We start from the raw sequence: 23,860 nt of genomic DNA on the forward strand, positions 1-23,860 counted from the left end.
CCCGGCTCAGGCGCTGGCGGCGTCCTCGCGCTCGCCCACGCGAACGACCTCCGTCTCCCGGTCGCCCACCAGTAACGCCTCGATCGTCCGGGCCACCTCGTCGGGATCGTCGGTGCCGCCGGCGTCGGCGACGCTCCCGACCGAGTCGGGGTCGAAGGGAACGCCGAGCGCGGCGTAGACCGGATCGAGCACGTCAGCGATCTCCTCGCGGTCCCGGACGACGACGACCCCCGAGACCAGCGCGGCGTTCTTCCGGACGCGCTGGGCGATGCCGACGAGCTTGCCCTCACACTGCAGCGAGTAGTCGCCCGCACAGAAGCTCGCCTCGGGCTCGCCGCGCCGCGCCGGGACGCCGAGCTTCCAGAGGGCGCGCTGGATCGCCCGGGTCGCCTCGTCGTAGCGTTCGTCCATCCCGACCCGCATGTCCGCCAGCGGGACCGCCGTCGCGAACGCGACCGTGTTGCCGGTGTAGGCGACCGCCCGGCCGCCGACCGACCGCTCGACCGGATCGAACTCGCAACCGCGGGCGACCCGCTTTGCGACGTCGTAGTCGTCGCTCCGCGAGTCGCGGCGACCGAACGCGATCTGGCGGTGGGGTCGCCACGCCCGGACCGCGGGGTCGCCCGACTCGGCGGTGCGTTCGAGCATCGCGGCGGTGGCGTCGCGGTCGGCGACCGGCGAGTCGGCCCGTCCGCGGAGTACGCGCATGGCGGGGGGTTGCATCCGGAGTACCTAAATCCTCCGGGCTTCGAGACACGAACGATGGTCACGCTTCCCGCGGCGACCCTCGAACTGTTCCCGCGGTTCTCGCTGTACAACTCGCCGTACGTCGCCCACGAAGAGGGGTGTGCGATCGACCTCTACCCCCAGTCGGACGACCGACCGGGCGACGACGCTCCGAGCCCGGTCGCGGGCGAGGTCGTCGCCACCCGGACGGTCTCGGCGCCGCCCAAGCCGTACGCGGTCGAGCACGACTACCTCGTGGTGATAGACACCGGCACCCACCTCGCCCGGATCCTCCACGTCGAGCCGGCGGTCGAACCGGGCGAGGCGGTGGCGGTCGGCGACTCGCTCGGCGAGATGGTGCGGTCTGGCTTTTTCGCGCCGTGGGTCGACAACCACGTCCACCTCGGCTTCCGCGAGCGCGACGCGAACCCTCACCGGGCCTCGGGGTCGCTCTCGGTCGACGCGGCGGTCGACCCGGTCGCGGTCGCGTGGGACGGGACCGGTCGGGTCGCCGAGCGCGCCGACACCTACGTGGTCCTCGACGCCCCCGACCACCCCGCGCCGGGCGAGCGGTTCGCGGGGATCGGGGGGCGCGTCGCGGCGAGCGAGGCGGACGGAGGCTCCTCGGGCGGGGACCCCGAGCCCGACGGCGTCCTCGACGGCGGCCTCCCTCACTACGACGGCGGCGGGCTCCTCGGCGACGCCTCAGGTCCCGTCTCGCTCGCGGGCCGGCCCGTGGGCGTCGCCGACGGCCGGACGGTCGCGTGGGACGACGTGACCGTGCTGGCGAACGGGACGCCGATCACGGGCGTCTCGCTGTTCTGCTCGCGCCGGGCGTCGTTCGGCGCGAAGCTGGTGTGTCCCGACGCCGACTTCGAGGTCGGCGAGCGCGTCGCGGTGACCGTGACGCGCGGTCGGTAGCCGGCGCCCGCGTCAGAACGGCCCCGACTCGGTCGTCGGCCGGGTGTACCACAGCGCCCAGAGAATCAACACCCCCTGCAGTGGGAGCCGTCCCCAGCGGACGAGCTCCGAGGGGTCGCCGCCGCCCGGCATCCCCTCGACGACGACACCGTGGGTCGCCATGTAGACGTTCGCCGGAAAGACGGCGACGAGGAGCGCGACGGTTCCCCACGCCGCGAGCCGCCGGGTCCGGGGGATCGCGAGCCCGACCCCGACGGCTATCTCCGCGAGCCCGGAGAGATAGACGAGCGCGAGCGCCGCCGGGAACACCGGCGGCACGATCTGGACGTACAACTCCGGGACGACGAAGTGTAGCACGCCCGCGAGGACGTACGCCGACGCCATCAGGTACAACAGCGGGCGCTTGAGCCGTTGGAGAAGTCGGTTCACCGTCGGCGGTTGCGCTCACAGCGGTGAAACAGTTTCGCTCTCTCGCCGGGGTCGGACACGCTACGTGGCGACCCGGACGCGCTCGAAGCCGTGGTGGGACGGCGGGGGTCTCGCTCGACGACGAATATTATTGAAAAATTTTATGTTGCGTTGCGAACGCCGAGTAACCGTACCATGTCACGGACGGTGAGCGTAGTCTCCGGACTGTACGACGCGGTACTCAGACCGGCGGCGCTCGTCGAGGCGCGCACCGTCCGACAGCGACAGGGGTCGCTGTTGACCCAACTGGGTCAGCTCCGGCGGCTGTTGGTGGTCTACGTGATCAACCTCGCGGCGTACGCCGGACCGTTGACCCTCGCGGGCTTCGGGCGCCAGAACGTTCCCGCGATGCCCGCGTGGTTCGGCGGCTCGCTCGGTGGCGTCGGCGGTCCCGAGACGTGGAAACTCCTGTTCGGGTTCGCCCAGAACTCGCTGTTCCTGCTGGCCGCGACTGGACTCACACTGCTGAGCGTCCACGTCTCGATGGTGGTCACGCTCCAGTCGAACGGCTTCCTCCGGACCGCGTACGCGGTCATCTACTCCACGAGCGCGTACCTCGCCGGTATCTTCACCGTCGTCTGGTACCTCTCGACCGCCGAGGGCGTGGCCGCCGCTCGCACCCTCGTCGTCGATTTCCAGAAGGCGTTCATCTACGCGGTCATCGACTGGTTCGGCGCGGGCCTGGGGCTCCCGGGCGGTCGTCCCGGCGCGCTCGAACTCGGGCAGTTGTCCCCGCACGGCCAGTCGGTGCTCGCGGTCCTCGTCGTCCTCGTCGCGTACTACCTCTACTCGCTGTATCTCGGCGCGCGCCTCAACCACGGGGCCGACCGCATCAAGGGCCTGCTGGTGGTCCTCGCGGTGGTCGCCTCGCCGGTCCTCTACATCTCCGCGTCGATACTCGCGTACACCACGCCGGCCATCCCGACGCTGTAACTCTTCCATTCACGAACAATGAGCGTACAATCATCCGATACGCCCGACGAAGCCGCACCGACCGACGCGGGGAGCGATGCGACGACCTCGACGTCGAACCGAACGACGGTCGAGACGCCGATACGGACTCACCCGACGCTCCGGCCCACGACGATCTGGCTCGTCTCCGTGACGGTTCTGGGCGTCGGACTGATCGCGGCGATCCGGTCGGCCCCCGGAGTCCTCGGCGGTGCGGGGGCCGCGACCGTCGCGATGCGGGCGGTGGCGCTTCTGACCGGGCTTGGGGTCCTGCGCTTCCTCGCTCGGCTCTACGTGCTCAGACAGACCGAGTACGTCGTCGACGAGGACACCATCACTCGCCAGTACGAACTGTTCTTCCGGACGTGGCAGCGCACGGTCCCTGTCTCTAAGGTCCGGAGCCACGAACTCCGCCAGAGCAGGGTCCAGAAGCTGCTGGGGTACGGTACCATCTCGATGAATCAGGGACTCGGCGCGATCGAACTGGAGAACGTCACGAGCCCCCACGCGCTGTACGACAGCGTCAGCACGCTGGTCGAGCGATGAATCGGGACGAGGCCCCCGACCACGACTCGCCCGAGTCCCGTCGTCGCGGCGTCCTCGCGGCGCTCGGCTCGCTGGCGGTGTCGGGCTGTCTCCGGCTGACCGCGACCGGCGACGCGACGACTACCGCGTCCGAGACGCAGGGCGGCACCACGAACGACCGAGTGCCGGACACCGAGATCACCGAGAACCCGGCGACCACCACCGAGACGACCTCCGACTGGGACGTCGAGTTAGCGCCTCAGTGGAGTCGCCACCTCGGCCCGGGCGAACACGTCCTCGACGGCGACACGCTGTACGTCGCCGACCGCGATCAGACCACCGACCTCGGCCTGCTCGCGCTGGACGTCGCGGACGGCTCGCGGCGCTGGACCGTCTCGTCCCCGTACCGGACGCGATCGCTCGCACTGGCCGACGACGGAACCCTCTACGCCGGCGTGGGACAACTCACCGAAACCGACGGGTCGCTGTACGCCGTCGACGCCGAATCGGGGTCGGCCGAGGTCGTCTTCGACGCCGACCAGTCGCCGACGCGGGGCTCGCCGCTGATCGGGTCCGACTTCGTGGTGTTCGGAACGACGTTCCACGAAGACGGCGAGGACAAGCTCTACGGCCTCTCTCGGGACGGCCACGATGTCCGGTGGTCGGCGAGCGTCGAGGACGGCAGCTACACCGGCGGCGTCCTCGCCGACGGAACGGCCTACGTCGGCGGATTCGACTACCGGTTCGGAGCGCTCGATCCCGCGACCGGCCAGTGGGCGTGGCGCGAGGACTGGCAACTCGCCCCCGACACCGACCCGGTTGTCAAGGACGGGTCGTTGTTGTTCGTTGACGCCGACCGTGGGCTCGAACTGCTCGACCCCGCGACCGGCGAGGAGGTGTGGCGTCACGCGGTCGAGCGGGAGACGAACGTCCTCTCGCACGTCTCGGGGCCGGTGTTCGACGGCGACGTCGCCTTCTTCACGGTCGGTCCGAACGTCCACGCGGCCGGAATCGGCGGCGACGAACTGTGGTCGGTCGAACTCCCCAATCCGGTACGGTACTCGCCCGCCGTCGTCGGGGACGTGGTCTGGGTCGCCACGCAGGACACCGACGTTCTCCACGGCCTCGACGTCGAGACCGGCGAGACGGTGTTCCGAACGCAACTCCCCGCCAACACTGAGCGGACCGCGGCCGCGGGCGACCGCCTGTTCGCGTTCCTCGACGACCGCGTGCTGGCGTTCACCGTGACTCGACCGTGAACGCCTCGACGCCCGCGTCGTGTTCGACGTAGAGGCGGTCGCCCGAGCCGGCGAGCCACTGCCCGCGCCCGTCGAGTTGCGTCTCGAACCTCGCCTGCTCGCGGGTCGGATCGACCGCGAGCAGTCGCTCGTCGACCGTGAGAATCCAGACGTGGCCCGCGTGGAACGCCGGCGGGGTCGTGACGTACGTCTCCTCGCCGCCGGTGTCGAGTACCTTCCGTCCGTTCGAGCCGTCGCGTCCGACCGCGTAGAGGCCGTCCCAGCCGCCGACGTACAGCGTCTCGTCTACCAGCGTCGGCGCCGTATGGATCTTCTCGTTCTCGAACGACCACTGTTCTAGCCCGCTGGCGACGTCGAGCGCCCGGAGACCGCCGTGTGTCGTGAGGTAGGCGACGCCGTCGACCACTAGCGGGCTCCCGGAGACCCCCCAGTCGGTCGTCATACCGACCGAGCCGTCGTCGAGCGAGTAGGTCGCGAAGTTGTTGAGATAGCCGACGAGTACCGTCCCCTCGGTCACCGAGACGCCGCCGACCGCGTCGGTGGCGAACTGGCTCGCGGTCCACCGCTCGTCGAGGCCCCGACGAGCGAGCGCGAACAGCGTCGGCCCCTCGCGCTCGGAAGTGGTGTTGGAGTAGCCCGCAAACACCGTCTCGTCGGTGACCCCGAACAGGTCGACCGTGCGTGCCACCTCGGTCTGGTTCTCGACATTACCGTCCGGACTCAGAGTGGCGACGGTCCCCGACTCCGTCGTCTCCTCGTCTTCGTCTACGCCGCCCGAGACGACGACGCCCTCGTCGGTCGCCGCGACCGAGTGAATCTGGAAGTCGGTCGCTTCGGCCCACAGTTCGTCGCCCGATTCGGGGTCGAGCGCGGTCACGCTATCGCTCCGGCCGACGTAGAGCGCGTCGTCACCGAACGTGGTGGCCGCCGGCCGTTTTCTCCACAGCCACCCCGAATCGAGCGTGAGTGATTCCGGTCCCGACTCGGTCGTCGAGGCGCCTTCCGGCGCGTCGTCGTCGGTAGTCGATCCGGCCGTCGCCGCGCCGTCGGCCGTCTCGGTCCTCGTTTCCTCGGTGGCGGTCAGCCTGAGACAGCCCCCGAGCGCCGACAGTCCGGTCACCGCGAGCAGACGCCTCCGACGCATTTTCGCGGGGGTTTCGGCCGTCAGAAATTATATCTACTGGTTCCCGAAACCCCGGGCCGAGCGGTCGGACCGCCGGAACCAGACGCGGGCGCTACGCGAAACCGATCTCGTCTCTCGTCGTCACCTCGCCGAACAGGAAGTCGGCGTGGTCGACCGCGTACTCCCTGTGGGCCTCCTCGATGTACCCTACCGCGTCCTCGACCAGCACGGGGCGGTAGTCCCGGAGCCCGGCGCTCCCGGCGGTGTGGAGCACGCAGACGTTCGCGAGCGTCCCGCAGATGACCAGATCGTCGATCCCGTGGGCGTCGAGATACCCCTCGAGGTCGGTCCGGTAGAAGGCGTCGTAGGTGTGTTTGTCGACGACGTGGTCGTCCTCGCGCACGTCGAGGTCGTCGTGGAACTCGGCGTCCCAGGTGTCTTCGAGGACGTGTTCGCCCCATCGCTCGAACTCGTCGTAGTAGTGGTTCCCGTCGAACTGCTCGGGCGGGTGGACGTCGCGGGTGTAGACGACCGACGCGCCCGCCTCGCGGGCGGTCGCGACCACCTCGGTCACGGCCGCGAGCGCCTCCTCGCTCGCGGGCGCGTGGAGACTTCCGTCGGGGTGACAGAAGCCGTTCTGCATGTCGACCACGACCACTGCGGTGGAGTCGGGTTCCAGACGCATACGCGACCCTACGAAAACGGCGGCAAAAAGCGCTTTCCCGGTGTCGGAGGCCCGAGCCTTCCCGAACTTTTTAGCGGAGTAGCCCCATGTGAGAGTTACAACTGATGCGATCAAGCTTGGCAATCGCCGTCGCGCTCATGCTCGTCCTCGCGGGGTGCTCGCAGGCGCCCGGCGGGGCGACGACCACGGCGGCGGACACGACACAGCCCGAGTCCGGGGTGGAGACGACGACCGTCGACACCGAGTCGGCGGTCGTCGCGCCCGACGACCCCGATACCGACGTGCTCGGATGGGAAGACGGACGGTGGTACAACGAGACGATAAACGTCACGCCGTCCGACGGCCTCAACGACACGGAACTCGACGCCGTCGTCTCCCGGTCGATGGCTCGCGTCGAGCGGATCCGGGGGCTCGAGTTCGACGAGCGGGTGCCCGTCGAGATACAGACTCGCGAGGAGTTCCGGGCCGAGCAACGCCGCGGCTCCGGCTCGGAGAAGCGCCGGACGTTCGACAACGCGAAGTTCGAGGCCCTGTTCATGATCAACGAGTCGACCGACTCGCTCGCGATTCAGCGGCGCAACTCGGGCTCGTCGGTCGGCGGCTACTACAGCCCGACCGACGAGGAGATCGTGGTCATCTCCGACAACGTCTCGACGCCCCAACTCGACGAGATCACCCTCTCACAAGAGCTGTTCCACGCGCTTCAGGACCAGCAGTTCGACATCTCCTCGTACAATCAGTCGACCCGCGAACTCCACAACGCCAACGACGGGCTCATCGAGGGCGACGGCAACTACGTCGACTACCTCTACGAACAGCGGTGTCGCGACGAGTGGGACGGCGACTGCCTGTTCCCGCAGTCCCCGCCCGGTGGCGGCGCCGAACTCGCCAACATCGGTCCGTACCTGCTCCGATTCCAGCCGTACAGCGACGGGCCGGCGTTCGTTCGCGGCGTCCAGCGTCGGGGCGGCTGGACGGCGGTCAACGACCTCTACGAGAACCCGCCCGCGAGCACCGAGCAGGTCATCCACCCCGACAAGTACGGCGACGACGAGCCGGCGGCCTTCGCCATCGAGGGCGCGTCCGACGACGACTGGAGTCGACTGAGGCTCGACGGGCGCCCCGACTACGCCAGCGTCGGCGAGGCCGGGCTGTTCTCGATGTTCATGTACCCCGTCTACGCCTCGGAGGGCCAGACACAGATCGTCCCGGCCCAGTCGTTCTTCAACCGAGGAGAAGACGGTGAGATCGACCAGTTCGACCCGTACGACTACAACAGCACCTACTCGGACGGCTGGGACGGCGACAAGCTCGCGGTCTACACCAGCGAGTCCGCCGCCGAGAACGAGACCGGCTACGTCTGGAAGACGGTCTGGGACTCCGAGGACGACGCCGCGGAGTTCGTCGAGGGCTACCGCCAGCTCCTCCGGGCGAACAACGCCACCGCGGTCGACGGCCGCACGAACACCTGGCGCATCGAGGGCGAGTTCGCCGACGCCTTCCACGTCGACCGGGACGGCGAGACGGTCGTCGTCACCAACGCCCCGACCGTGGCGGACCTCGGCGACGTTCGGGAGGGCGCGGCGCCCGAGCAGTGACCCGCGGCTGAGCGGCGCTCGCGACCGACGCGCCGTCTCGCCCGCAAGCGAGACCTTTTTCGCTCCGGCGGCGGTACCCCCGGACATGCACACTGTCCGGAGGCGGTGGCGATGAGCGGCCGGTTCGACGCGATCCCGGAGGCGGCCGTCCGCGACGGGACCGCCACCGACGCGTACTTCCTGCGAACCGAGGAGACGCTCGAACGGGCCGACCGCAATCCGACAGTCGTCGCCGAGATCACGCGCGATCAGTTCCCGACCGGGGAGTTCGACCTGCTCGCGGGCGTGAAAGACGCCGCGCGACTGCTCGAAGACCTCCCGGTCGACGTCGACGCGATCAGGGAGGGGCGGCTGTTCGACGGCGGACCCGTGTTGCGGATCGAGGGCGAGTACCTCGATTTCGCGCGGTACGAGACCTCTTTGCTCGGATTCCTCTCTCACCAGAGCGCCATCGCCACCGCGGCGCTGGAGGCCCGCCGAGCCGCGCCCGACGCGTCGGTCCTGAGCTTCGGCGCGCGCCACGTCCACCCCTCGCTGGCGGGCGTGGTCGAGCGCGGCGCACTGCTCGGGGGCCTCGACGGCTTCTCGCACGTCGCGGCGGGCGAACTGCTCGGCCGGGAGGCCGGCGGCACCATGCCCCACGCGCTGGTCATCGCCTTCGGCGATCAGGAGACCGCGTGGGAGGCGTTCGACGACGCGGTCGCGCCCGAGGTCCCCCGGATCGCGATCGCCGACACCTTCTCCGACGAGAAAGACGAGTCGCTCCGGGCGGCCGCGACTCTCGGGGACGCGCTCGACGGCGTCAGACTCGACACCACCGGCTCGCGGCGCGGGGACTTTCGTCACATCGTCCGGGAGGTCCGGTGGGAGCTCGACGCTCGGGGCCGCGAGGACGTCGACATCTTCGTCAGCGGCGGGCTCGGGCCGACCGAGCTCCGCGAGCTCCGCGATCTGGTCGACGGGTTCGGCGTCGGCGGCTACGTCAGCAACGCCGATCCGCTGGACTTCGCGCTCGACATCGTCGAACTGGACGGCGAGCCCGTCTCGAAGCGCGGGAAGCTCTCGGGGGTCAAGCAGGCGTTCCGGACGCCCGACGGCGGTCATCACGTCGGGCTCGCCGATCGCGCCGATCCCGAGGGCGGCGACCCGTTGCTCGAACCCCTGATCCGGGACGGCGAAATCGTCCGGGAGTTCGACCTCGACGCGGCGACCGAGCGCGCACGCGAGGACGCAGACGCAGTCGGATTCCGCGAACAGGCGTAGCGGTGGAGTCGCGGAGCGGTCGCGGTGCGGTGGAGTCGCGGAGCGGTCGCGGTGCGGTGCCGTTGCTGTCTAGTTAGTCGTTGTACCGCGAGCGAACGGAGTGAGCGAGCGGACCAAGCGAGGACCGGAGGGACGAGCGCCGTGTTTTTGATCGAGCTTTTGCAAGGGCGGCGCGTTTATGCGCCGCCCACAGCAAAAGGTCGTGTTAGACCTCTTCGATCGTGCCTTCGGGCTCGCGCTCGCGGAACACCTGACCGTCGAACAGCGTCACCATCACGTCGTCGTCCTCCCACGCCCCCTTCGGGAGATTGGCCTTTCGGCACGTTCGGTCGAGATACTCGAAGACGCTCCAGTCGTTCTCGCAGGGGAGCATCGGATACATCCACGCCTGCTTGCCCCGCCCTTCGATCGCGACGCCGTGGGTGCCGAGTTCGATGTCCTCGACGGGGTCGTCGGTCAGAGTCGTATCGGTGACGATGCAGACCGAGATCTCGAGATTGGGGAGCTCCGGTGCCTCGACCTCCGAGCCACAGGAGTTGTCGCTGGCGGCGCTGATAGCCGAGTCGACGATGAGGTGGCCGAGCTGGTCAGTTCCCTCGTAGGCGCCGTCACAGCCGCGAAGCCGGCCGCGCCCCCGGGTCGACGCGAGCCGGACGAAGACGCCGGTGCGGGCGTAGAACGCTTCGCGCATGCTACCGGGCTGTTCGCGCTGACCGTTGATGACGTAGGATTCGACGGATTCGCGAGCGAGTTCAACGGCGCGTGTGCCATCCTCGTAGGAAAGGGTGACTGCCTGGGCCTGTGCCATACAGAACACTATATGGCGGGCGATGACTTCAAGTCTTCCCTTCAATACTAAAGACGGTAATGTTCGACTACCTTTTACGTGGCAACGCTTGACACCGAGTAACGGGACGTTAGACGAGGCCTACCGGTCGTCGCACCGAACTGCTTAAACGGGGTCGGGCGCTACGTTCGAACGGCAGAGGGAGCCGAGTTCCCGCGGCGACGCCGGCGATTCGGGTCGCCGTGAGGAAAGTCCCCCCACCGTCCGGGCGGGCGACCGGGCGCAAGCCCGGAGCGGGAGACCGCTGGCTCTGGAACAGAAACGAGACCACTCCACCCGACCGATGAGGTGCGCGAACCCCGAGGCAACGAGGGGGAGCTAACCCACCGAGGGACGCGATGTCGCGCGAGCCGTATTGGCTCGGTCGGCACGCCGACGGTGGAGAATGGATGGAACGGCGAATCCTCGCCGGTGCAAGTCCGCGCCGCTTGGTAGCCCGGACGCTGGCGCGGACGCTCAGCCGAATACTCGGACGAACAGAAGGGGGCTTACTCCCCTCAGCCGACTTCGAATCGACCAGCGGCGGCGCTGGCTACCCGAACACGACGGCGAGGACGATCAGCGCCGCCGCCACCTCGACTGCCAGCAGCGTCACCGCGGCCCCGATTTTCAGTGCGGTCGTCTCCGTCCCCCGGTCGAAGGTGCTCATCCCGTTTTCGACTCGGACGCCGTCCCCCATAAGTCGGACACAAAGTTGGGAACCGTTTCCGATTCCGGCCGTTACGTAACGCAATGAACGCTCTAGAACGGTTCTACGCCCTCGGAAATCCCTAATTAAATCGGGACGAACACAGTAGCGACTCAGAATTAATATCTGAGTGCGGACGAGTTATTAACAAGTACCACTTTGATCGTCGAATATAGCAGGAGATTTAATAACGGACGGGCGACTACTTTCGGACGATGACCGACGACTCAGACGGGCGGATCACCCTCTCGGTCCCCGAGATGGACTGTGCTTCCTGTGCGGGGAAAGTCACCGCCAGCGTCGAGCGCCTCGACGGCGTCCGTGCGATCGACGCCGCGCCGACCACCGGGACGGTCACGGTGCGCTACGACGCCGGTCGGACCGACGCCGAAGCCGTTCGCGAGCGCGTGCGTGCGGCGGGGTACGCGGTCGGGTCAGACGCCGGCCGGGAGAGAACGCTCCGGCTCTCGGTCCCCGAGATGGACTGTGCCTCCTGTGCGGGGAAAGTCGGGGACGCGCTCGACCGGGCGGGGGTCGCCCACGAGACGTACCCGGCGACGGGCGAGGTCGTCGTCTCCGGCGACCCCGACCGCGAGGCCGTGGTCGACGCGATCGAGAGCGCGGGCTACGCGGTCGCGGACGCGATCGACGACGCCGCCGGCCCGCAGGTCGCCGACTCGACCGCGGTCTGGACGAGTCCGCGCGGGCTCAAGACGGCGGTCGGGGCGGTGTTACTGATCGCGGGGATGGCGCTCGAGTTTCTCCTCGAGGGCGCGAACCCGCTCCTGTTCGAGGCGGTCGGCCGGGAGTTTCACGCCTCGGCGGTCCTGTTGCTCGGGGCCGCCGGGATCGCCGGCCAGCCGATCGTCCGGGGCGGCTACTACTCCGCGCGGAACCTGAGCCTCGACATCGACCTGCTGATGGGCGTGGGCGTCCTCAGCGCGGTCGCGGTCGGCCTCTACGTAGAGGCCGCCACCTTGGCGGTCCTGTTCAGCGTGGCCGAACTCCTCGAAGCGTACTCGATGGATCGGGCTCGCGATTCGGTCCGGGAGTTGATGGACCTCTCGCCCGACACCGCCACCGTCCGACGCGGGGGTGGCGAGGAGACCGTCCCCGTCGAGGAGGTCGCGGTCGGCGAGACGGTTCTCGTCAGACCCGGCGAGAAGATCCCGGTCGACGGCGAGGTGACCGACGGGACGAGCGCGGTGAATCAGGCCCCGATCACCGGCGAGAGCGTCCCGGTCGACAAGACGCCCGGCGCCGACGTGTACGCCGGCACGGTCAACGAGGAGGGGTACCTCGAGATCGAAGCCACCGCCGAGGCCGACGAGACCACCCTCTCGCGGGTGGTCGAACTGGTCGGCGACGCCCAGCGCGAGCGCACCGACAGCGAGCAGTTCATCGAGCGGTTCGCGCGCTACTACACGCCGATCATCGTCGCCGGGGCGCTCGTGACCGCGTTCGGTCCGCCCGCGTTCGGCGAGCCGTTCCGGCCGTGGTTCGTCCGCGGGCTGACCCTGCTGGTGGTCGCCTGCCCCTGTGCGTTCGTCATCTCGACGCCGGTCTCGGTGGTGTCGGGCGTCACCAGCGCGGCGCGCAACGGCGTGCTCGTGAAGGGCGGCCCGCACCTCGAATCGATGGGCTCGGTCGAGGCGGTCGCGTTCGACAAGACGGGCACTCTCACCGAGGGGAACCTCGCGGTGACCGACGTGGTGGGACTCAACGGCGCCGACGAGGCCGACGTGCTGGCCCGTGCCCACGACCTCGAACGCCGGAGCGAACACCCCCTGTCGGAAGCGATCGTCGACGAGGCCCACCGTCGGGCGGACCCACACGACGGGGCCGACGGCGACCGGTCGGTCGAGAACTTCGAGAGCCTGACCGGCAAGGGCGTCCGCGCCGACCTCGACGGAGTGACCCACTACGCCGGCAAGCCCGCGCTGTTCGCGGAGCTCGGCTTCGATCTGGAGCACGTCCACCTCTCGACCGACGGCGGTGAGAACCGCCTCGCGTCCCGGACGTCGAAGTGCGAGGACCGCGAGGACTGCCTCGACCTGCTCGCGGACGTCGTTCCGCGATTCCAGCGCGAGGGCAAGACGGTCGTGCTCGTCGGTACCGAAGACGAACTGGAAGGCGTCGTCGCCATCGCCGACGAGGTCCGCGAGGAGGCCGCGACCGCGATCGAGCGCCTCCGAGAGCGCGGGGTGACCTGCGTCATGCTCACCGGCGACAACGAGGGGACGGCCCGCGCGGTCGCCGAGCGCGTCGGCGTCGACGAGTACCGCGCGGAACTCCTCCCCGAGGAGAAGGTCGCGGCCGTCGAGGAACTCACCGAGAGCCGGGGCGCCACCGCGATGGTCGGCGACGGCGTCAACGACGCGCCCGCGATGGCCGCCGCGACCGTCGGGGTGGCGATGGGGGCGGCCGGCACCGACGCCGCCATCGAGACCGCCGACATCGCCCTGCTCGGCGACGACCTGCTCGCGGTGCCGTACCTCTATCGCCTCTCGCGGGCCGCCACCGGCGTGATCCGCCAGAACATCTGGGCGAGTCTCGCGGTCAAGGCGGTGCTGGCCGCGGGTGCGCCGCTCGGGCTGGTGTCGGTCGCGGCCGCCATCGTGGTCGGCGACATGGGGATGAGTCTGGCGGTGACGGGCAACGCGATGCGGCTCGCGCGCGTCGAACCCGAGGAGTAGCCGCCGGTCGCGCTCGCCGGGAATTGCTTTCTCAGTCGTTCAGCGCCGGGTGGTCGGTCCGGATCTCGTCGATCAGCTCTCGTACGTCCTCGTTGGCCTCGCCGTCGGGCGCGACCGGCCGCCGGCCGTCGAACGTCTCGTGGACCTCCGCGACGCTCTCGGAGAGGGTGTCGAGCCCGTAGCCGCCTTCGAGCACGAACCCGAGCGCGGCGCCGATCTCGTCGGCGAGGTCACGCACGCGTGCGGTCAGCATCCCGTACCCGTCGGTCGAGACCCGCATCCGGGAGATCGGATCGTGGCGGTGGGCGTCGAACCCCGCGCTCACCAACACGAGTCCGGGGTCGAACTCCCGGAGAGCGGGTGCGACCACCTCGTCGACGGCGTCGCGGTACTCGGGGTCGCCGGCACCCGCCGGGAGCGGGACGTTGAGCGTCGTACCTTCGCCCGCGTCCGTTCCGGATTCGCCGACCTCGCCCGTCCCCGGATACAGTCCCTCTTCGTGGACCGAGGCGTAGAACACGTCGCCGACGTCGTAGAAGATGTCCTGGGTCCCGTTGCCGTGGTGGACGTCCCAGTCGAAGATGGCGACCCGCGAGACGCTCCGCGAGTCGATGACGTGACGGGCCGCGACCGCCGCGTTGTTGAAAAAGCAAAACCCCATCGCGTCGTCGCCGACCGCGTGGTGGCCCGGCGGCCGGCCGATCGAGAACGGCGTCTCGCGGCCGTCGACGCCGTCGAGCGCCGTCTCGGCAGACCACTGGGCGAGCCCCGCCGACCGGAGCGCGGCCTCCCACGTCGCCTCCACGGCGACGGTGTCGGGGTCCCAGTTGCCGCCGCCGGACTCGCAGAACTCCCGGAACTCCGCGACGTAGTCGGGGTCGTGGACGGCTTCCACCGCGGCGCGGGACGCGGGGTCGGCCTCGACGTACTCGACGCCGTGTTTGCGAGCCAGTAGCTCCCGTATCGCACGCAGACGGTCGGGGGTTTCGGGGTGTCGCCCGCCCGTGTCGTGGGCGAGACACGCCTCGCTGTAGCCGAACTTCATTCGAAGAGCTTGAAGTACGTCTCGATGTCCTCGGCCTTAACAGTTCGCCGGTCGGCGTGACGCGCGAGGGTCGCGGCCGCCGTGGCGACGTTGTCGGCGTAGTCTTCGAGGATGTCCGCCAGCGCGATCCGGGCGTCCATCGCGACCCGGTAGTCGTCGCCGATGTCGAGCCGCGCGATCCGGTCGACGGGCGCGACCGGGAGTTCGAGCTCGTCCTTGTCGACGACCTGCTCGACGCCGAAGTCGCCGCTCATCAGCGTCTTGCGGCCGTCGTCGTTCGCGCGCTCGGCGGCGTCGGCCGCCAGCTCGGCGCCGTGGCGCTGGATGCGTCGGGCCAGTTCCTCGGCGGCGTCGGCGCTGACTCGGAGGTCCCCCGCGTTCCGTCGAATGATAGCATCGACCGGTGCAAACGGCAGCTCGACGCTCATACCCGAATCCGGGTATCTCGCGCCCTTAGTTCTTTCCGTCGCGTCTTTCGAGGTCCCTGCCGGCGTCTCTCGGCCCACCGGCGTGCGCGGTCAGAACACGTCCTCGGCGTCGAGCCGCCCGTCCCGGAGCTCGCCGCGCGCGGTGAGCTTCTGCCCGAGGGTCACGTCGGTGTTCGCGTCGACGCTCACCGTCTCTTCGCCGTCGTCGAGGATGATCGGGTCGCCGGCCTGCACGACGGTGCCGGTGAACTCGACGACCTCGCCGCTCTCCTCGGCGGTCGCCGCCGCGTTCGAGCCGCCGTCCGCCGCCGACTCCGCCCCGTCGCCGTCCGCGAAGTCGTCGAGTCCGGGGCCGTCGCCGCCGGTCGCGCCCGCGTCGGCTGGACTCCCATCGTCACCGGGCTCGGCCTCGCTGAAGACGGTCACGGTCGACTGCCAGCCCGCCGAGCCCTCGATGTCGTCCTCCCAGCCGTCCTGAATCTCGATGTCCGCGAGCTGGACCTCGTCGCCGGGCGCGATCTCTTCGTCTGCTTTCTCGCCCCAGAGCGCGACCCGGAGGTCCCCGGTGTCGTCCTGCACGCGGATGTTACGGACCTGCCCCTCCGAGCCGTCGTCGCGGTCGAAGGTTCGCTTGGGATCGGCCGACCGGACCACGCCCGCGATGTCGACCTCGTCGCCGATCTCGAGGTCGGCGATGTCGGCGGTCTCGGGAACGTACTCGACATCTTCGTCGATCTGTTCGACGGCGCCCCGGTCGCCGACGTGGAGTTCGAGGCTCCCGTCGCGCTCGCGGACGTAGCCGTCGACGACCTCGACGGAGGTCCCGGCGTCGAGCTCCGCGGCGCGGTCGGCCCGATCGTCCCAGAGGGTGACCCGGACCCGGCCGGTCTCGTCGCCGACCTTCAGGTTCGAGACGCGACCCTCCGAGCCGTCGTCGCGATCGAAGGTCCGGATGGCGTCGGTGTCGAGCACCTTCGCCCGGAGGTTCACGTCCGAGAGCCCGAGCGAGAGGTCCTCGATCCGGTAGGTGTCCTGGACTTGAACGTCGATGTCGGCGTCGTCGTCGGCCTCGGCCTGATTCACGTTGACTTCGACGCCGTTGTACCCCTCCTTGGGTCGGCCCGCGATACGGAGCGTCTCGCCCACTTCGAGTTCGTCCTCGCCGGCGTCGGCCTGCTTGTCCCAGAACGTGATGCGGACCGACCCGGTCTCGTCGGCGACTTCGACGTTCAGCACGCGGCCGTCCTCCTGATCGCCGTCGCGCTCGAAGCTTCGAACGTCGCCGATGCCGACGACCTTCGCGACGAACTTCACCTCCTCCATGCCGGGCTCGATGTCCGCGACGCTGTCGACCTCCCCGCCCTCCTCGTCGAGCTCGTGAGCGATGAGCATCGCCGCCGTCTCCTCGTCGGCCAGCCCGCCCATCTGTGCCACCTTCTCCTCGACCGCCTCGCGGAACTCCTCCAGAGAGATATCTGCGTCGAGGTCGGCGTGAACGTCCTCTATCGCGCCCATAATCGTATTAGCGAGCAGGGCTGGCCCGCGCTTAAGCATTGTCCTTGGCGCGGACGCCGCTCCGTCTCGGTCACGTCGGGCGATTTTTCGGACGGCGGTTTCCATCGTTCGCGGGCCCGTTCGGGCCCGCCCGCGGTCGGCTCTCGGGGGGTCACGCGCCGAACTGGTCGCCCCTCTCGGTATAAATCTTAGCTCGGGTCGGCGGACGCGACGGCGCTCGTCTCGCCGAGCGCCTCGTGGGTGACCGTCACGCTCGCCGGTAGGCCGCCGTCGAAGGCGAACGACGCCTCGTAGTCGATCTCCGAGACGCAGTCGGCACACGCCTCCGCGTCGTCGCGCCGGACGCTCTCGACGGTCACGGCGAGCGAGTCGGCGTCGGGATCGTAGTCCGCGCCGGCCAGCCGCGCGACGTGACACGCGTCGGCGCCCGGAACAGTCCCGGTGACCTCGACTATCCCCTCCTCGGCGTCGAAGCCGACGGTCGCGTCGTTCGCCGCCGTTCCGCAGTCGGCGTCGGTCATCTCGAACGACTCCTCGGCCAGCGTCGGCGCGGTCCCGCCTCCACCGCTTCCCTCCTCCGGTACTCCGTATCGGTCGAGACACCCGCCGAGCGACGCGGCGGCGAGGGACGCGCCGGCCCCGGCGAGCAGTTCGCGTCGGTCCATACGGACGACCACGATCTCGACTTTCATAGTCTTGATGTTTGGAAAAATAGGTCTTTGAGTCTCCCGTGCCTACGTCTCTCACTGGACGCCCAGACCGTAACCCCTATTAGTTGAACCGGCCAACGTAGAGTTGAGTCCTGATAGGGTAGTGGACTATCCTCTTGGCTTGCGGAGCCAGGGACCGGAGTTCAAATCTCCGTCAGGACGCTCACTACGTTTTCGACCTGACGTGGTTCGCGCTCGCGACGCTCGCGTGAACCTCCGTCAGGACGTTTTCACAGAGTAAGCACGCGAGGGCTTTCTGTGAATCTCACAAATTGCGGAGTGAAAACGTCACCACGGAGATTTGAGCAGACGAGTCGCACGCCCGGAAGCACAACGGAGTGAGCATCCCGGACCGTCTCGGCCAGTTCAAATCTCCGTCAGGACGCTCACTACGTTTTCGACCTGACGTGGTTCGCGCTCGCGACGCTCGCGTGAACCCCCGTCGGGACGTTTTTCGCGCGACGCATCGACGACGAGCACAGCGACTCGTCCGAGTCCCGAAGCCACTTGCTCGCCGACGTCGTACTGCTCGCGCATGGACGACCACCTCCGGGCGGGCATCGCCGTCTACAACGCGGGGGAGCACCACGCCGCCCACGACGCGTGGGAGGACCACTGGCTCGGCCTCGACGCCGGCACCGACGACGAGCGGTTCCTCCACGGACTCATTCAGTTCACCGCCGCGGTCCACCACGCCCACGGCGCGAACTGGGTGGGCGTGCAGGGGCTCGCCGAGAGCGCGGCGGCGTACCTCGCCGACCTCCCGGCCAACTACCGCGGGGTGAACGTCGCCGCGGTCCGGCGGTGCCTCCGAGCGCTCGCCGCCGATCCGGAACACGTCGAGCGCGCCGCCCCGCCGCGCTTGCGCGCGGACGGACTGGCCCTGGTGCCCGAGGACCTGGAGTTCGACGCCGCCGCGATCGCGGCCGTGACCCTCGCCGAGGAGTACGGCTACGACGAGGCCGTCATCGAGCGCGGCGTCGACTACGCCCGCGAGGACCTCGCCGACGGGCAGGCCAATAGCTCGTTCGTCACGTTCGTGATGGACTTCGCGCGCGACGCCGCCAATCGGGGGATCGTCTTTCGGCGACTGCGCCAGCACGTCGCCGAGCGACGCCGCCGCGAGACCGACGTCGAGGGACTGTTCGAGTGACCGATCGACCCCGTCGCGCCGCCGGGTGACCGACCCGTTCGATCTGCCGACCCCGGTTAGCGCCGGAGCGTCACGTTCGTGCTACCGCAGTCCGGACAACTGGTCATCCGGCCCAGCGACGGCGACTCCACGTTCTCCCAGTCGTCGCCGTCCGACGCCGCTTCGAAGCCGCAGTTCGTGCACCGCGATACCGACTGCTGTCCGTCCGTCTGTGACATACGATCTCGTACGACAAGCACTTCAATAGGTGTTTGGGTCGCCGTCGCACGCCCCGTGGGGCCGCCGTCTCCTCGGAGCGGGCTACTCGTCGACCTCGGCGTCGGCGAACTCCGCGGAGTTGTCCTGCGGGTCGTAGCCGAGCACGTCCTTCGCGCGCTCGATCGAGTAGTACTTCCGGTCGTTGTCCGAGATGCCGTAGACGATCTCGTAATCGTAGTCGGCTTCGAGACATCGGTCGAAGAGATGTGCACAGTCTCGGTGAGAGAGCCACATCGCCTGCCCGCGCTCGTAGTCACGCGGCGGATGGTCCTTGGTGAGATTGCCGATCCGGACGCAGACGACGCTCAGGTCGTGGTGGTCGTGGTAGTAACGCCCGAGCACCTCGCCGCTGGCCTTGCTCACGCCGTAGAGGTTGCTCGGTCGGGGGAGTTCGGTCCCGTCGAGTCGGAACTCGTCGCTGGGGCGGTACATTTCCGGGGTGCGCTCGTCGGTCTCGAACGCGCCGACCGCGTGGTTCGAGGAGGCGAACGCGAACTTCTCGACGCCGGCGTCGACCGCCGCCTTCAGCACCGTCCGGGTGCCGTCGATGTTGTTCGCCAGCACGCTGTCCCACGGCGCCTCGGGGCGGGGATCGCCCGCCAGATGCACGACGGCGCCGACGCCCTCGACCGCCTCGCGGACCGCCTCCTCGTCAGTGATGTCGGCGACGACGAACTCGTGGTCGACGTCGCGGGTCGGCGGGTCCCGATCGAGCAGCCGCCAGTCGTACTTCCCAGACAGCTCCGAGAGGATGGCCTGCCCGACGCGGCCCTCCGCGCCCGTAAGCAGGACTGGGTCGTCCATTCAGGTCGAGAGACGAAGGGCCGCGATAAGTAAGGTACGATTCGGGGCGGTCAGTCTCCGGCCCCGGCTCCTCGGGAGTCACCCGAGCCGCGGGCGGACTTTCCGCCGTGCGAGCATCGTCGCGAACGCGAGCGCGACGAGGCCGACGTAGGCGTACCAGGCCGCGAGCAGTCGGTCGCCCCCGACCAACTGCTGGAGGCCGTTGTACTCGGCCGCGACGCCAAGCGCGGACAGCGCGACCGTCATCCCGCCGTACAACACGAGCGCGAGCAGTTCCGATCCGATCTCGGTGAGGATTCCGTACATTCGCTTCGAGCGATGGGCCTGACGGCTATCGTCTTTTCGCCTCGGTCGAATGTAGCAAGTCTTTTCGGCTTCCTCGCCGGACTTCGTCGCTATGGGACGATACGGCGATCTGGAGTACGAACGGTTGGCCAAACGCGGCTTCCTGCTGAGTCTGGCGCTCCTCGCGGTCGGTGCCGGCGGCGAACTGACCGCCGCGACGATGCACGCCTCGCTCCCGGCGTGGGAACAGACGCTTCTGTTCGACATGGAGGTCGTCGGCACGCTCGGTATCCTGCTGTGTCCGCTGGTGTTCGGCGTGGTGTTGCCCCTAACCGAGTAACGACCGAAGAAACCCCAACCGCGCGGCTCAGGCGAGTCGCGCGAACGCCAGATTCCCGCTGATGTTCTTGATGTAGATCTGGACCACGTCGCCCTCCTGAGTGCCGGGGACGAAGATGGTGTAGTTGCCCTTCTCGGCGACGCCGTCGCCCTTCCGGCCGGTGCCGGTGATCTTGACCTCGTAGGTGGCACCCTCCTCGACGGCGTCCCGGCTCTGGGTCTGGCTCGACGTCGAGCGCTTGGTGACCGGCCGGAACGCCCCGCAGGCGTCACATCGAAGCATCAGGTTGCGGTTCTCGCGGACGAGCCGGGTGTCGGGAAGCCCACACTCCGAGCAGAGGACGAACTCCTCGATGTAGCTCTCGATGGCGGCGTCGAAGTCCCCGCCCGAGAAGGTCCCGTTGTAGCGGGCGCGGCCCTCTTCGAGCTTCCCGTTGGTCCCGAGCTCGCGCTGGAGCGTGCTGTGGACGTGCTCGGGATCGCGGCCGAGCGCGTCGGCGATGTCGCTCAAGTTGGTGAGTCGGGTGAACGCGCCGTCCTTCTGGGCCTCGGCGTCCGGATAGCTGAACCGGTCGGTCTGGCCTTCGAAGTCCGGGGTCGCGTCCATCGCGCGGTCGAGGCTGGCTGTGTAGTCCATACGGTCGAGAGGCGGTCGACACGGATAGGTATTCCGTGTTCCGTGGGCGTCTGGGCCCCGGTCCGTCGACATCCCGGGGCTACGCTCGGTCCGCCGACGAGCCGTCTTCACCGGCGTCGGACGACTCCTCGTCGACGTCGAGCAACTGGAGCGCTTGCCGAACGTGGAAGTCCTTCGGCTCGGCGTCGTCGGCGTCGAGCGCGTCCCGGAGGTGATCGATCGCCTCGTCTCTGGCGTCGATGTCTTTCATCGCCGACCCAACGCCCCGCTGGCGTAAATACGTTGGCGCGACGGCGGACAGACCAGCTCGCGAAAGGGCAGGAACTTAGCGGTCGGGGCGCCCACTCTCGGCCATGGACCCAACCGACCGCGAGTCGGCCTGCTTCGAGGCGGGCATCAAGTTCGGCGCGCTCTACCACCAGTTCGCCGGGACGCCGGTCAGCCCCCGGAACGCGGCGAGCCTCGGGGCCGCCATCGAGGAGTCGATCGAGAACCAGCCGTTCTGCGAGGCGGTGACCGTCGAGATCCTGACCGACGAGCTCGAGGCCGAACTCGCCGACGCGCCCGCCGAGTACACCGAGCTCACGGGGCGGTTCATGGAGGTCGAGATCGTCGTCGACCGCGAGGGAGTCGGCGTCACCGCGCGGATGGAGATGGACGACGGCTACCCGCGGATGCGAGTCGACTCCGTCTCGGAGTGATCGACTACGACGGGCTGGGCGTCCGGACCGTCGAGAGGTAGGCGGTGATGTCGGTCGTGGTGACGATGCCCACGACGTTGTCCTCGTCGTCGACGACCGGGACGTGCTGGAACCCGTTGTCCACCATCAGGTCGGCGATCTCCCGGACCTCCGCGTTCGCCGTCGTAGTGGTCACGTCGGTCGTCATGTAGGTCGCGACTGTCGCGTCGCTCGCCCACCGCTGTTCGGCGGCGACGTGGACGAAGTCGGTCGCGGTGAGGATGCCTTCGAGGCGGCCGTCGTCGCTCGTGACGATGACCGAGCCGATGCCCTCGTCGAGCATCGTCTCGGCCGCGCGGTGGGCCGGCGTGTCCGGCGATACCGTCTTTACGGGCGAGGACATGAGCCGTCCGACGAAGATATCTTCCATACGGACCGGTTCTGGTCCGCGAAAGATAAGCATTGGCTTCGAGAGAGGTCACGCCGCCGGGCCGCCGTACGCCGGTCCGTCGACGCCGACGCCTCGGTCGACCCTCACCGGGTCGTCGTTTTCGGTTTCGGTCGAGACTCACCCGTCGCGTTGGTGGGTTTCACTTCCGGTTTCGGGCATGGTTTTAAACATGATGGGGCCGAAACCGAACGTATGAGCCAATCGACACTCGACGAGGACGAACTGTTCGGCGAGGCCGCGACCGAGGTCCGCGACGACGTCGAGTCGAGCCTCGCGGACGCGGCGGCCGCGCTCCCCGCGGCCGACGACGTCTGGGAACTCGACGCCGACAACACCCTCGGCGCGCTCAACGCCCTGAGTTCGTCGCTGGACGCCGGCGACGCCGAGGACCACCTCCGGGACGCCAAAAAGTGGTACACGATGGGCGAGCGCGCCGACGCCTTCGAGGACGCCGACGACCTCGAAGCCGAGATCGAGCGTCTGGAGACCGCCATCGACGACGTGGCCGACGCCAAGGCGCAGGTCGGCGAACTCACGAGCACGATCCCGGCGCTGAAGAACGCGCTCGAAGGGCTCGACGACGAGTCCGAGGCCACCGACGCCGACGACGCCGACGAGGACGCCGAACCCGCAGAAGCCTGAGCCCGAGCCTTCGGCCGTTACTTGTGGGGCGGTCGGCTCGCGTCGCGCGACTCGACCGCCTCCAGTAGCGCCGCCAGCGCCGCGCTCGCCAGTTCGAGCAGTTCGTCTCCCCGGTCGGCGTCGCCCGCGGTCGGGTCCCCGACCACGCCGTTGTCGGTGAACTCCGCCGAATCGAACGCGAGATTCGCGTAGCTGACCCACTCGCCCCAGCCGTCGGCGCCGCCCTCGCGGGCGGCCTCGATGCGGTCCTCTCGGACCAACTCGGGCGCGATCGCGCGCAACAGCGCGGTTTCGAGGGGTCCGCCGTGGCCCATCTCGTCGCTGTGATCCCCGACCGCTTCGAACCACGTAAACGGAACGGCGTAGGCGTCGTCCTCGCGAGCGATCGCGCCCGCGACCTCCCGGAGCGCGGAGACGTTGCCGCCGTGGCCGTTGACGAGCACGACCCGGTCCCAGCCGTGGTGGGCGAGGCTCGCGACCGTCTCGCGGACGTAGTTCCGGAAGGTGTCCTCGCTCACCCACAGCGTGCCGGTGAACTGGCGGTGCTCGGCCGCCACTCCGATCGGGATCGCCGGCGCGACGACCACCTCCCCGTCGTAGGCCGTCGCCCCCGCCTCCGCGACCGCCTCTGCGGTGTAGGCGTCGGTCCCGAGCGGGGCGTGGGGGCCGTGCTGTTCGGTACTGCCGACCGGGACCACCGCGAGGTCGGTCGCGGCGGCGTCGGCGTCGGTCCACGTCGCGTCCGAGAGATGCATGTCCGGACGCAGGGCGACCGCGGACTTGTAGCCCCCGATATGGGGCCACACGGCTTATTCGGACTCGCGGCGTACGCTCGCTATGAGCGAATCAGGCGACGACGACCGCGAACTTGGCATCGACTTCGGCGACGTCGAGGACGACCTCGAAGACGAAGAGTACCCCGTCTCCGCCGACGAACTGCTCGACCGGTACGGCGACCGCGAGATCGGGATGTCCGACGGCACCGAGTCGTTTCGCGAGGTGCTGGTGACCGGCGGCGACGAGGAGTTCGAATCGGCCGACGAGGTGCGACAGGCCGTCCTGAACCGGGTCGGAAGCGAGGCGGTGGGCCGGCAGGGCTACTCGGATCGGGGCGCGGGGAGCGCCCAAGACGAGGGAAGCGACGAGTCGTTCTGACCGGCGCC

Annotated in this window: 29 protein-coding genes, 1 tRNA gene and 1 other RNA gene; 14 read left to right on the top strand and 17 right to left on the bottom strand. The window is 68.9% G+C overall.

Features of this window, described 5'->3' with window-relative positions:
- Positions 1-6 precede the first annotated feature (6 nt).
- A complete protein-coding gene (locus EPY72_RS08185; RefSeq protein ID WP_135806104.1) occupies positions 7-708 on the bottom strand; it encodes a lipoate--protein ligase family protein in 702 nt (233 codons plus the stop codon).
- A gap of 54 nt (positions 709-762) precedes the next feature.
- Between EPY72_RS08185 and EPY72_RS08190 the strand changes: the two genes are divergently transcribed.
- Entirely contained in the window at positions 763-1,647 is an 885-nt protein-coding gene (locus EPY72_RS08190) for a DUF8155 domain-containing protein (RefSeq protein WP_135806105.1), read from the top strand.
- 12 nt (positions 1,648-1,659) lie between these two features.
- On the opposite strand, the gene EPY72_RS08195 is transcribed toward EPY72_RS08190, so the two are convergent.
- Positions 1,660-2,031 carry a DoxX family protein gene (locus EPY72_RS08195; RefSeq protein WP_134669012.1) on the bottom strand — a complete coding sequence of 124 codons (372 nt, stop codon included), beginning with the start codon at positions 2,029-2,031 and terminating at the stop codon, positions 1,660-1,662.
- Positions 2,032-2,250: 219 nt separating this feature from the next.
- Between EPY72_RS08195 and EPY72_RS08200 the strand changes: the two genes are divergently transcribed.
- Genes EPY72_RS08200 through EPY72_RS08210 form a run of 3 tightly spaced genes read left to right on the top strand, consistent with a single transcriptional unit; the run spans position 2,251 to position 4,850 of the window.
- Positions 2,251-3,048: a hypothetical protein gene (locus EPY72_RS08200; RefSeq protein ID WP_135806106.1), complete on the top strand. Its 798-nt coding sequence runs from the start codon at positions 2,251-2,253 to the stop codon at positions 3,046-3,048.
- A gap of 18 nt (positions 3,049-3,066) precedes the next feature.
- Positions 3,067-3,612, top strand: a complete 546-nt coding sequence (locus tag EPY72_RS08205; protein ID WP_134668711.1) for a PH domain-containing protein — start codon at positions 3,067-3,069, stop codon at positions 3,610-3,612.
- Complete coding sequence (locus EPY72_RS08210; protein ID WP_135806107.1) at positions 3,609-4,850, top strand: PQQ-like beta-propeller repeat protein; 1,242 nt, start codon at positions 3,609-3,611, stop codon at positions 4,848-4,850. Before EPY72_RS08205 ends, EPY72_RS08210 begins: the two co-directional genes overlap by 4 nt.
- On the opposite strand, the gene EPY72_RS08215 is transcribed toward EPY72_RS08210, so the two are convergent.
- Together EPY72_RS08215 and EPY72_RS08220 are read right to left on the bottom strand one after the other, a co-directional pair.
- Positions 4,831-5,994 (bottom strand): outer membrane protein assembly factor BamB family protein, encoded by a 1,164-nt coding sequence (locus EPY72_RS08215; RefSeq protein ID WP_135806108.1) that lies wholly within the window; start codon positions 5,992-5,994, stop codon positions 4,831-4,833. The two genes, EPY72_RS08210 and EPY72_RS08215, sit on opposite strands and share 20 nt — an antisense overlap.
- Before the next feature lie 91 nt (positions 5,995-6,085).
- The gene (locus EPY72_RS08220; RefSeq protein WP_134668716.1) at positions 6,086-6,658 is read right to left on the bottom strand and encodes a cysteine hydrolase family protein; all 573 of its coding nucleotides are present in this window, start codon (positions 6,656-6,658) and stop codon (positions 6,086-6,088) included.
- Positions 6,659-6,762: 104 nt separating this feature from the next.
- Between EPY72_RS08220 and EPY72_RS08225 the strand changes: the two genes are divergently transcribed.
- Both EPY72_RS08225 and EPY72_RS08230 read left to right on the top strand, forming a co-directional pair.
- Complete coding sequence (locus EPY72_RS08225; RefSeq protein WP_135806109.1) at positions 6,763-8,256, top strand: Hvo_1808 family surface protein; 1,494 nt, start codon at positions 6,763-6,765, stop codon at positions 8,254-8,256.
- A 111-nt stretch (positions 8,257-8,367) separates the two neighbouring features.
- Positions 8,368-9,519, top strand: coding sequence for a nicotinate phosphoribosyltransferase (locus EPY72_RS08230; protein ID WP_135806110.1), 1,152 nt, complete (start codon positions 8,368-8,370; stop codon positions 9,517-9,519).
- A gap of 205 nt (positions 9,520-9,724) precedes the next feature.
- Here the strand turns inward: EPY72_RS08230 and EPY72_RS08235 are convergent, their stop codons facing one another.
- Positions 9,725-10,327 (bottom strand): TIGR00296 family protein, encoded by a 603-nt coding sequence (locus tag EPY72_RS08235; RefSeq protein WP_134668721.1) that lies wholly within the window; start codon positions 10,325-10,327, stop codon positions 9,725-9,727.
- A 173-nt stretch (positions 10,328-10,500) separates the two neighbouring features.
- On the opposite strand from EPY72_RS08235, the gene rnpB reads away from it, so the two are divergent.
- Positions 10,501-10,869: RNase P RNA component (gene rnpB, locus EPY72_RS08240), an RNA gene on the top strand.
- Positions 10,870-11,269: 400 nt separating this feature from the next.
- Entirely contained in the window at positions 11,270-13,750 is a 2,481-nt protein-coding gene (locus EPY72_RS08245) for a heavy metal translocating P-type ATPase (RefSeq protein WP_135806111.1), read from the top strand.
- Between the two features lie 31 nt (positions 13,751-13,781).
- On the opposite strand, the gene EPY72_RS08250 is transcribed toward EPY72_RS08245, so the two are convergent.
- From EPY72_RS08250 to EPY72_RS08265, 4 genes are all read right to left on the bottom strand, one after another.
- A complete protein-coding gene (locus tag EPY72_RS08250; protein ID WP_134668725.1) occupies positions 13,782-14,795 on the bottom strand; it encodes a histone deacetylase family protein in 1,014 nt (337 codons plus the stop codon).
- Positions 14,792-15,223: a histone gene (locus EPY72_RS19965; protein WP_134668727.1), complete on the bottom strand. Its 432-nt coding sequence runs from the start codon at positions 15,221-15,223 to the stop codon at positions 14,792-14,794. Before EPY72_RS19965 ends, EPY72_RS08250 begins: the two co-directional genes overlap by 4 nt.
- Positions 15,224-15,313: 90 nt before the next feature.
- Positions 15,314-16,738: a single-stranded DNA binding protein gene (locus EPY72_RS08260; RefSeq protein ID WP_134668729.1), complete on the bottom strand. Its 1,425-nt coding sequence runs from the start codon at positions 16,736-16,738 to the stop codon at positions 15,314-15,316.
- Positions 16,739-16,926: 188 nt separating this feature from the next.
- Entirely contained in the window at positions 16,927-17,430 is a 504-nt protein-coding gene (locus tag EPY72_RS08265; protein ID WP_135806112.1) for a hypothetical protein, read from the bottom strand.
- A gap of 107 nt (positions 17,431-17,537) precedes the next feature.
- Here EPY72_RS08265 and EPY72_RS08270 point away from each other — a divergent pair.
- Positions 17,538-17,610: transfer RNA gene (locus EPY72_RS08270), tRNA-Arg, on the top strand.
- A 204-nt stretch (positions 17,611-17,814) separates the two neighbouring features.
- Here the strand turns inward: EPY72_RS08270 and EPY72_RS19320 are convergent.
- Positions 17,815-17,985 (bottom strand): hypothetical protein, encoded by a 171-nt coding sequence (locus EPY72_RS19320; protein WP_168216013.1) that lies wholly within the window; start codon positions 17,983-17,985, stop codon positions 17,815-17,817.
- On the opposite strand from EPY72_RS19320, the gene EPY72_RS08275 reads away from it, so the two are divergent.
- Positions 17,984-18,601, top strand: coding sequence for a DUF309 domain-containing protein (locus EPY72_RS08275; RefSeq protein WP_135806113.1), 618 nt, complete (start codon positions 17,984-17,986; stop codon positions 18,599-18,601). The two genes, EPY72_RS19320 and EPY72_RS08275, sit on opposite strands and share 2 nt — an antisense overlap.
- 56 nt (positions 18,602-18,657) lie before the next feature.
- Here the strand turns inward: EPY72_RS08275 and EPY72_RS19325 are convergent, their stop codons facing one another.
- The 3 genes from EPY72_RS19325 to EPY72_RS08285 form a co-directional block, all read right to left on the bottom strand.
- The gene (locus tag EPY72_RS19325; RefSeq protein ID WP_167599388.1) at positions 18,658-18,819 is read right to left on the bottom strand and encodes a hypothetical protein; all 162 of its coding nucleotides are present in this window, start codon (positions 18,817-18,819) and stop codon (positions 18,658-18,660) included.
- A gap of 82 nt (positions 18,820-18,901) precedes the next feature.
- Positions 18,902-19,663, bottom strand: coding sequence for an NAD-dependent glucose-6-phosphate dehydrogenase Azf (gene azf / locus EPY72_RS08280; protein WP_134668734.1), 762 nt, complete (start codon positions 19,661-19,663; stop codon positions 18,902-18,904).
- Positions 19,664-19,741: 78 nt separating this feature from the next.
- A complete protein-coding gene (locus EPY72_RS08285; protein ID WP_134668736.1) occupies positions 19,742-19,969 on the bottom strand; it encodes a DUF8151 family protein in 228 nt (75 codons plus the stop codon).
- A 91-nt stretch (positions 19,970-20,060) separates the two neighbouring features.
- Between EPY72_RS08285 and EPY72_RS08290 the strand changes: the two genes are divergently transcribed.
- On the top strand, positions 20,061-20,288 hold the full coding sequence (locus tag EPY72_RS08290) for a DUF7860 family protein (RefSeq protein ID WP_134668737.1): 228 nt from the start codon (positions 20,061-20,063) through the stop codon (positions 20,286-20,288).
- 27 nt (positions 20,289-20,315) lie between these two features.
- Here the strand turns inward: EPY72_RS08290 and EPY72_RS08295 are convergent, their stop codons facing one another.
- Together EPY72_RS08295 and EPY72_RS19330 are read right to left on the bottom strand one after the other, a co-directional pair.
- A complete protein-coding gene (locus EPY72_RS08295) occupies positions 20,316-20,924 on the bottom strand; it encodes a translation initiation factor IF-2 subunit beta (protein WP_134668739.1) in 609 nt (202 codons plus the stop codon).
- A 79-nt stretch (positions 20,925-21,003) separates the two neighbouring features.
- A complete protein-coding gene (locus tag EPY72_RS19330; protein ID WP_168216014.1) occupies positions 21,004-21,174 on the bottom strand; it encodes a hypothetical protein in 171 nt (56 codons plus the stop codon).
- Between the two features lie 103 nt (positions 21,175-21,277).
- On the opposite strand from EPY72_RS19330, the gene EPY72_RS08300 reads away from it, so the two are divergent.
- A complete protein-coding gene (locus EPY72_RS08300; protein ID WP_134668741.1) occupies positions 21,278-21,625 on the top strand; it encodes a dihydroneopterin aldolase family protein in 348 nt (115 codons plus the stop codon).
- A 4-nt stretch (positions 21,626-21,629) separates the two neighbouring features.
- Here the strand turns inward: EPY72_RS08300 and EPY72_RS08305 are convergent, their stop codons facing one another.
- Positions 21,630-22,034 (bottom strand): CBS domain-containing protein, encoded by a 405-nt coding sequence (locus EPY72_RS08305; protein WP_134668743.1) that lies wholly within the window; start codon positions 22,032-22,034, stop codon positions 21,630-21,632.
- Between the two features lie 213 nt (positions 22,035-22,247).
- On the opposite strand from EPY72_RS08305, the gene EPY72_RS08310 reads away from it, so the two are divergent.
- The gene (locus tag EPY72_RS08310) at positions 22,248-22,697 is read left to right on the top strand and encodes a DUF5790 family protein (RefSeq protein ID WP_135806114.1); all 450 of its coding nucleotides are present in this window, start codon (positions 22,248-22,250) and stop codon (positions 22,695-22,697) included.
- 17 nt (positions 22,698-22,714) lie between these two features.
- On the opposite strand, the gene EPY72_RS08315 is transcribed toward EPY72_RS08310, so the two are convergent.
- A complete protein-coding gene (locus EPY72_RS08315; protein ID WP_134668746.1) occupies positions 22,715-23,452 on the bottom strand; it encodes a creatininase family protein in 738 nt (245 codons plus the stop codon).
- An 82-nt stretch (positions 23,453-23,534) separates the two neighbouring features.
- Between EPY72_RS08315 and EPY72_RS08320 the strand changes: the two genes are divergently transcribed.
- Positions 23,535-23,852, top strand: coding sequence for a DUF5789 family protein (locus tag EPY72_RS08320; RefSeq protein WP_134668748.1), 318 nt, complete (start codon positions 23,535-23,537; stop codon positions 23,850-23,852).
- Positions 23,853-23,860 lie beyond the last annotated feature (8 nt).

It is taken from the genome of Halorussus marinus, from assembly GCF_004765795.1.
GTDB lineage: Archaea > Halobacteriota > Halobacteria > Halobacteriales > Haladaptataceae > Halorussus > Halorussus marinus.

Bases quoted from the DNA above. Each gene is read 5' to 3' on its own strand.
- EPY72_RS08185 (WP_135806104.1), bottom strand. From the start codon at position 708: ATGCGCGTACTCCGCGGACGGGCCGACTCGCCGGTCGCCGACCGCGAC.
- EPY72_RS08190 (WP_135806105.1), top strand. From the start codon at position 763: ATGGTCACGCTTCCCGCGGCGACCCTCGAACTGTTCCCGCGGTTCTCG.
- EPY72_RS08195 (WP_134669012.1), bottom strand. From the start codon at position 2,031: ATGGCGTCGGCGTACGTCCTCGCGGGCGTGCTACACTTCGTCGTCCCG.
- EPY72_RS08200 (WP_135806106.1), top strand. From the start codon at position 2,251: ATGTCACGGACGGTGAGCGTAGTCTCCGGACTGTACGACGCGGTACTC.
- EPY72_RS08205 (WP_134668711.1), top strand. From the start codon at position 3,067: ATGAGCGTACAATCATCCGATACGCCCGACGAAGCCGCACCGACCGAC.
- EPY72_RS08210 (WP_135806107.1), top strand. From the start codon at position 3,609: ATGAATCGGGACGAGGCCCCCGACCACGACTCGCCCGAGTCCCGTCGT.
- EPY72_RS08215 (WP_135806108.1), bottom strand. From the start codon at position 5,994: ATGCGTCGGAGGCGTCTGCTCGCGGTGACCGGACTGTCGGCGCTCGGG.
- EPY72_RS08220 (WP_134668716.1), bottom strand. From the start codon at position 6,658: ATGCGTCTGGAACCCGACTCCACCGCAGTGGTCGTGGTCGACATGCAG.
- EPY72_RS08225 (WP_135806109.1), top strand. From the start codon at position 6,763: ATGCGATCAAGCTTGGCAATCGCCGTCGCGCTCATGCTCGTCCTCGCG.
- EPY72_RS08230 (WP_135806110.1), top strand. From the start codon at position 8,368: ATGAGCGGCCGGTTCGACGCGATCCCGGAGGCGGCCGTCCGCGACGGG.
- EPY72_RS08235 (WP_134668721.1), bottom strand. From the start codon at position 10,327: ATGGCACAGGCCCAGGCAGTCACCCTTTCCTACGAGGATGGCACACGC.
- EPY72_RS08245 (WP_135806111.1), top strand. From the start codon at position 11,270: ATGACCGACGACTCAGACGGGCGGATCACCCTCTCGGTCCCCGAGATG.
- EPY72_RS08250 (WP_134668725.1), bottom strand. From the start codon at position 14,795: ATGAAGTTCGGCTACAGCGAGGCGTGTCTCGCCCACGACACGGGCGGG.
- EPY72_RS19965 (WP_134668727.1), bottom strand. From the start codon at position 15,223: ATGAGCGTCGAGCTGCCGTTTGCACCGGTCGATGCTATCATTCGACGG.
- EPY72_RS08260 (WP_134668729.1), bottom strand. From the start codon at position 16,738: ATGGGCGCGATAGAGGACGTTCACGCCGACCTCGACGCAGATATCTCT.
- EPY72_RS08265 (WP_135806112.1), bottom strand. From the start codon at position 17,430: ATGAAAGTCGAGATCGTGGTCGTCCGTATGGACCGACGCGAACTGCTC.
- EPY72_RS08275 (WP_135806113.1), top strand. From the start codon at position 17,984: ATGGACGACCACCTCCGGGCGGGCATCGCCGTCTACAACGCGGGGGAG.
- EPY72_RS19320 (WP_168216013.1), bottom strand. From the start codon at position 17,985: ATGCGCGAGCAGTACGACGTCGGCGAGCAAGTGGCTTCGGGACTCGGA.
- EPY72_RS19325 (WP_167599388.1), bottom strand. From the start codon at position 18,819: ATGTCACAGACGGACGGACAGCAGTCGGTATCGCGGTGCACGAACTGC.
- azf (WP_134668734.1), bottom strand. From the start codon at position 19,663: ATGGACGACCCAGTCCTGCTTACGGGCGCGGAGGGCCGCGTCGGGCAG.
- EPY72_RS08285 (WP_134668736.1), bottom strand. From the start codon at position 19,969: ATGTACGGAATCCTCACCGAGATCGGATCGGAACTGCTCGCGCTCGTG.
- EPY72_RS08290 (WP_134668737.1), top strand. From the start codon at position 20,061: ATGGGACGATACGGCGATCTGGAGTACGAACGGTTGGCCAAACGCGGC.
- EPY72_RS08295 (WP_134668739.1), bottom strand. From the start codon at position 20,924: ATGGACTACACAGCCAGCCTCGACCGCGCGATGGACGCGACCCCGGAC.
- EPY72_RS19330 (WP_168216014.1), bottom strand. From the start codon at position 21,174: ATGAAAGACATCGACGCCAGAGACGAGGCGATCGATCACCTCCGGGAC.
- EPY72_RS08300 (WP_134668741.1), top strand. From the start codon at position 21,278: ATGGACCCAACCGACCGCGAGTCGGCCTGCTTCGAGGCGGGCATCAAG.
- EPY72_RS08305 (WP_134668743.1), bottom strand. From the start codon at position 22,034: ATGGAAGATATCTTCGTCGGACGGCTCATGTCCTCGCCCGTAAAGACG.
- EPY72_RS08310 (WP_135806114.1), top strand. From the start codon at position 22,248: ATGAGCCAATCGACACTCGACGAGGACGAACTGTTCGGCGAGGCCGCG.
- EPY72_RS08315 (WP_134668746.1), bottom strand. From the start codon at position 23,452: ATGCATCTCTCGGACGCGACGTGGACCGACGCCGACGCCGCCGCGACC.
- EPY72_RS08320 (WP_134668748.1), top strand. From the start codon at position 23,535: ATGAGCGAATCAGGCGACGACGACCGCGAACTTGGCATCGACTTCGGC.